Source organism: Flectobacillus longus, from assembly GCF_030056705.1.
GTDB lineage: Bacteria > Bacteroidota > Bacteroidia > Cytophagales > Spirosomataceae > Flectobacillus > Flectobacillus longus.
Map to the genome: position 1 here is coordinate 1 of NZ_JASHIC010000057.1, position 5,967 is coordinate 5,967.

Sequence of the window (5,967 nt, forward strand, 5' to 3'; positions counted from 1 at the left end):
TCTGATTGGTTGACATTGGATTGTGATAAGGATGGTAATCCAAATGGAACCGATCCAAACCCACAAACAGCTACTGCTGCCAACGATGTCTTGACTGCTAACTTTGGCGTTACAAGTACAGTGAATGTATTGAGTAATGATGATTTCTTAGCAGGCGCTAATACGAGCATCACTAAGACAGGCGGAACAGCAGGCGGAACGGTAAGTTTTAATGCCAGTACAGGCGTGATGAGCTACACCCCAACAGCGAGTGAGCCGGGAAATAGTGTAACTGTTATTTACCAAGTATGTAATACATTGGTGACTCCACAAGTGTGTGCTAGCGCGACAGTGACCATTACAGTACCACCTGTTCCACGTTTAAGTATAGCCAAGGCTGCGCCATTAGGCTCTGTCAATGCCTTTGACAACTTTACTTACACAATTACCGTAAGTAATATGGGTACTGCTTCTACAACTGGCACGATTACTGTTAAAGATACTTTACAAAGTGGCCTAAGCTTTGTATCATCAAGTACGGCAACAGGTTGGAGTTGCAGTTCGTCAGGCCAAGTAGTAACATGTGTACGAACTAGTAATATCCCATCAGGTACTAATAGTAGCTTTAGCATAACTGTAACAGCCTTGAATAATGGTGTTTACCAAAACAAAGCTGGAGTTTACGGTGGTGGCGATCCAGTTGCTACAAATGGGACTACTGCTGCCCAATCAAACAATACTAGTGTTTCGGTTGGACAATCAGTAGTGAAGCTAACAGCCAAAGTATTCTTACGAGGCGCTTATGATACGAGTGTAGGTTTGATGCTAGATGGCTTACGATCTCAAGGGTTGATTCCATTGGTACAGCCTTATGGCAAAGGTTCTTATACTGATATACCTCATATCGGTACAGATGAAGCCACTACAACATCTGTGCTAGCCGTAACAGGTAACAATGCAATTGTAGATTGGGTATCAGTAGAATTACGCGATAAAAATAACCCAAGCACGATCTTATACAGTCGTTCTGGTTTATTACAACGAGATGGCGATATCGTAGATGTCGATGGTTTAAGTTGTTTGAGTTTTGTAGGAGCTATTCCAGAAAGCTACTTTGTAAGTGTACGTCATCGTAACCACTTGGGAGCAATGACATCCAATACAATAAGCTTAACGTCGAGTTGTTCAGCATTGGTAGACTTCACAAGTCCAAGTTTGAATGTGTATAAAAAGGCATTTACTGACCCAGAATACACCGCTTATCCAACTATTGATTTAGGTAGTGTGCGAGCCCTATGGGGAGGCAACGCTAGCCCAGATAGGTTTGTGATTTACCAAGGTCCAAACAACGACCGTACGTTTATCGGCAGTGTGGTATTAACAGATGCTGGTAATACCGAAGGCTTGAATAACTACATGGTAACAGGTTACTTACGACCAGACATTAACCTAGATGGTTTAGTAATCTTCCAAGGGCCAAATAACGATGTAAACTTGTTGTTTAATGAGATATTCACCCATCCAGAAAACGTGGAGAAATTGAATAACTTCATTATCTACCAACAATTACCATAGAACTAAGTAGCCGAGGGGCTGCTTCATAGCAGTCCCTCTTCCAAAACCATAGCAATATGAGACATATCCTATCATCGATTCTCTTAGGAGTATCATTACTCGTAAGTGGTCATGTAGTTGGCCAAATCAAATATCAACTCAAATTAGACGATAATCTGAAGACCTACCATGTGTATGTCTTATCAGAAAAGAGTTATCCTTCTCCCAACAATTTGATTAGCACAGCTCAGATAACTTTTAAGGTAAAATCTGGGAGTGATTTTAAATTAAACAATCTTCGTTCGTCCTCAGACTCAGATATCTGGGACTTGAATGGAGTATTGAAGTCGCCTAGTTTAGCCCCTACTTATACATATTATTCAGTAGGTTTACAAACGATGGGGACGAGTCATTATGCCTTGCAAGAAGGAGAATTAGTAGAATTATTTTCGTTTGAAAATACAGGGACAGAGAACCCTCAAATCCAATTGATAAGCGAAAGTGATGTGATGGTACAAAATCAAAAGACGACAAAAATCAATATTGGCAATCAGATTAATTTATTAGGAGTAAGCTCAGGTTTACAAAATGCCTATAGTGGTAATACTGGCGAATCTGGCGTATCGGTATTATCCTTACAATCCATTTATCCCAATCCAGCTATCGATAAGTTAAAGGTTCAATGGGACAATCGTTTGGCCGAAGAACCTAGTGAATTAAAACTTCAGCTAATCGATGCTACTACTGGAATAACGGTTCAAGAAGAAATTTTAGACCCTAGTTACGGCAAACACGAAGCGGGAGTAGATTTGCTGAAAGTGAAGCTAGGAGGCTATTTGATAAAATTGCAAAGCAAGAACTTTAGTTCTAAAGCAGTGCATGTAGTGGTAACGAAGTAGAACAGAAAAACCAACGAATAATATGAGAAAAATACTACTAAGCTTTAGTTTTTTACTAGGGCTAGTTCTCAGCAACGGTAGCGCACATGGTCAAGGAAGTACCCCCCACTTTAGCTACAAAATAGAGTTGCGCTCCGATGGGTATTACTATGCAACCATGAAGTCCGATGTGGCTTATAGTGCAAGTAGTAACCAAACGACTATATCAACGATTCAGTACACATTAGTAGCTCCCATCGGGACATTTGCTCCTATTAGTGCAACAAGTAACACGATGACGAATTTGGTAGGCGGCGTGGAAGATTTACTTCCCTCTACCAACACAGGGAATTACATTTGGTCTACCCAGCGCACAGCTTTAAATGCTAACGAGTATGGTTATTTTGCTTTAACCGGAAGTCCAATTCTTAACAACATTGTAGCAGGCGTCGAAATTCCATTGTTTCGTTTTCGTACCCAAGCTTGTCTAGGAAGTATTCGCATGTATCGTAACGTAGCAGATGGTACAGGTGTTGCAGATACCCCAAAGTTGAACTCAGCCAACTCGATATATTTGAGTGGCGTAAGTGGAGCTTTGTCGGATAGTTACAAAGATAACTATGGTACAGCGACAATATGTCCAACCCCCCCATTACCAGATTTAACGACTAGCATTAGTGGTCCAAGTACAGGATCACCAAACACCGCTTATACCTATACCGTAACTATCAACAACGTAGGTTCAGGTGCTAGCACAGGAAGTGTTAGTGAAAGCTTTAGCATTCCAACAGGCTTAACCTTCAATAGTGGAGGTGGCAGCGGTTGGATTTGTGCTCCATCAGGCCCTGTAGCAGGCCCTACTACCATCGTTTGTACCAATAGTGCACCCAACATTCCAGCAAGTGGTAGTGTTAACTTCCCTTTGAATGTAACTCCAACAACTACAGGTGGTATAAGTGTTAGTGGTATTGTATCGGGTGGTGGCGAAACCAATACGAGCAACAACAATGCTACGAGCAATACCACAACGGTGGGCTGTGGCATTAGTGCAGGCGTTTTAAGTAAGCTTTAATCCCAACTCAAGCAAGAAAGATATGATGACTTATATAATCCAAGAAAAAGTTCTAGGTTTTTTTCAACGGTATGGAAAAAACTTAGGGGTAGCCGTCCTTATGCTTATGTTATGGGAAAGTTCTTATGGACAGGCTTGTAACTACAAATCCGGAACGGTAACCATGAGTTTAAGTGGTCAAACAACAGGCTCCAATGTGAGTTCACAGCTTGTATTGACCAATTCCTCAGGAATCATCCAATATGTATCTCCTGTAAATGTAATGAGTATTGCCAATGTGACAGCCAATATCTACCAAGCAGTAGCTGTAACGTATACCAATAGCGTTTCACCCAACTTAACCGTTGGCGGCGACATCAACAGCGTAAGTTCATGTAGTAAAACCGTGGCAGTTCCCATCTCGATATGTGATTGTAATAATGCCACAGGAGTCTTTACTGTAGGTCAGACAGGCAAAACGAATTTACCCGGTCAAACCAACGTGTATGTATTGACCGATGGCAAAGGCCGAATCTTGTCTATCTCTAACACTCCGAGCTTTAGTGACAATGGTAATGGAGTCTACAATGTGTATGGTGTAAGCTATACTGGCACAGTATCAGGATTGACTGTAGGCGGAACCATCAATGGTGTAAGTGGAAGTTGTGTAGACATCACCAATGCAGTAGGTTATGTAGTCTGTGTACCAGAATTAGCCATTGTAAAGTCAGGACCAAGTGTAGCAGAAAAGGGCATGAATTATAACTATACCTTAACTGTAAGCAATAGTGGTACAACCAGTACATTCGGTACAACTGTAGTGAGTGACACCTTGGCTACAGGTTTGAGTTTTGTGTCAGGTTCAGGCTCAGGTTGGAGTTGTAGTAGCAGTACGCTAGCAGGCGGAAGAGTATTAGTAAGTTGTACTACCACAACAGGTATTGCCGCAGGTGGAAGTAGCTCTTTAAATATGACTGTAGTGAGTTCGGTAACAGGTACAGTAGTCAACAAAGCTTGGGTAAGTGGTGGTGGAGACATTGTAGCCAAACGTCCATCTAACCCAGTAACTACCGTGATTAATGAACCAGCTAAGCCAAACTTGGTGATAGCTAAAGCAGGCCCATCGTCGGTAACAGTAGGTAGTAATTTTGATTATACATTAACAGTAAGTAATAATGGTACTGCCGGAACTAGTGGATTGATTACCGTAACAGATAATCTACCAACAGGCATAGCCTTTGTGGGCTCAAGTAGTACAGGTAGTGTGTGGAGTTGTAGTGCAAGTGGTCAATTGGTAACTTGTACGAGTAGTGCCTCTATTATCGTAAATGCTAACTCAAATATCATTTTGACGGTACAGGCTGTAAGTTCTGCCAACTCACCAGCCCTCAACACGGCTTATGTGAGTGGTGGTGGAGACCCAAGTACCAGTCCAAAACCATCGAATCCAGTAACTACGACAATCAACCCAACACCCAAACCTAGTATTTCGATTGTGAAAGCTGGACCAGTAACGGCAACCGTTGGAGCTAATTTCAACTATACCTTAACGGTCAATAACACAGGTAATGCAGCTACAATTGGAACCATTACCGTGACAGATAACTTGGCTACAAACTTACAATATGTAGGTTTTAGTGGAACAGGTTGGAGTTGTAGCGCTGCAGGTCAAAGCGTAACTTGTATGACTAGTAATGTTGTAGCTGTAAATGGAAGTAATACGTTGACATTGACAGTTAAGGCATTAGATGCTGCCAGTGGTTCATCTGTAGTAAACACTGCCACAGTCATAGGTGGTGGCGACCCAAGTACAAATCCAAAGCCATCGAATCCAGTAACAACCGACATTACCCCAGCGCCTAAGCCAAACTTGTTGATTAGCAAGTCAGGTCCAGCAACTGGTATTGTCAATACTAACTATGACTATACTTTGTTAGTAAATAACTCAGGAACAGCATCTACAGCAGGTGTGATTACTATAACAGACAATTTACCAACAGGCTTACAATTTGTAAGTGGTGGTGGCAATGGCTGGAGTTGTAGTGCAACAGGACAATTGGTCACTTGTACCAACAGTGGAGTGATAGCTGTAAGTGGAAGTAGCTCGATGACATTGACAGTAAAACCAACTCAAGCAGGGACTTACACCAACGTAGGTAGTGTAGTAGGTGGTGGCGACACAAGTACCGAAACATCTAACAGCGTAGTGACGGTGATATCGAACCCTCCAACACCAAACTTGGTAGTAGTAAAATCAGGGCCATCCACAGCTACTGTAGGTACTAACTTCAACTATACCTTGACTGTAAACAACACTGGTTTAGCCGCAAGTACAGGTACTATTACAGTAACCGATAATTTACCAAGCGAATTGAGTTATGTGAGTTTCAGTGCATCAGGTTGGACCTGTATTGCAACAGGTCAAGCTGTAACTTGTACAACAACTACTTCAATAGTGGCTAATGGTAGTAGCACTATCGTATTGACAGTGAATCCAACGACGGC

General features: G+C 42.0%; 4 protein-coding genes. All 4 read left to right on the forward strand.

The window, feature by feature from the left end; all coding sequences use genetic code 11:
* The coding region (locus tag QM491_RS25355) for a DUF11 domain-containing protein (RefSeq protein ID WP_283330385.1) at window positions 1-1,554 on the forward strand (1,554 nt) is incomplete at its 5' end.
* Between the two features lie 56 nt (window positions 1,555-1,610).
* Window positions 1,611-2,432, forward strand: a complete 822-nt coding sequence (locus QM491_RS25360) for a T9SS type A sorting domain-containing protein (protein WP_283330387.1) — start codon at window positions 1,611-1,613, stop codon at window positions 2,430-2,432.
* Between the two features lie 22 nt (window positions 2,433-2,454).
* A complete protein-coding gene (locus tag QM491_RS25365) occupies window positions 2,455-3,483 on the forward strand; it encodes a hypothetical protein (protein ID WP_283330388.1) in 1,029 nt (342 codons plus the stop codon).
* A 22-nt stretch (window positions 3,484-3,505) separates the two neighbouring features.
* A partial coding sequence (locus tag QM491_RS25370) for a beta strand repeat-containing protein (RefSeq protein WP_374761274.1) occupies window positions 3,506-5,967 on the forward strand: 2,462 nt, incomplete at its 3' end.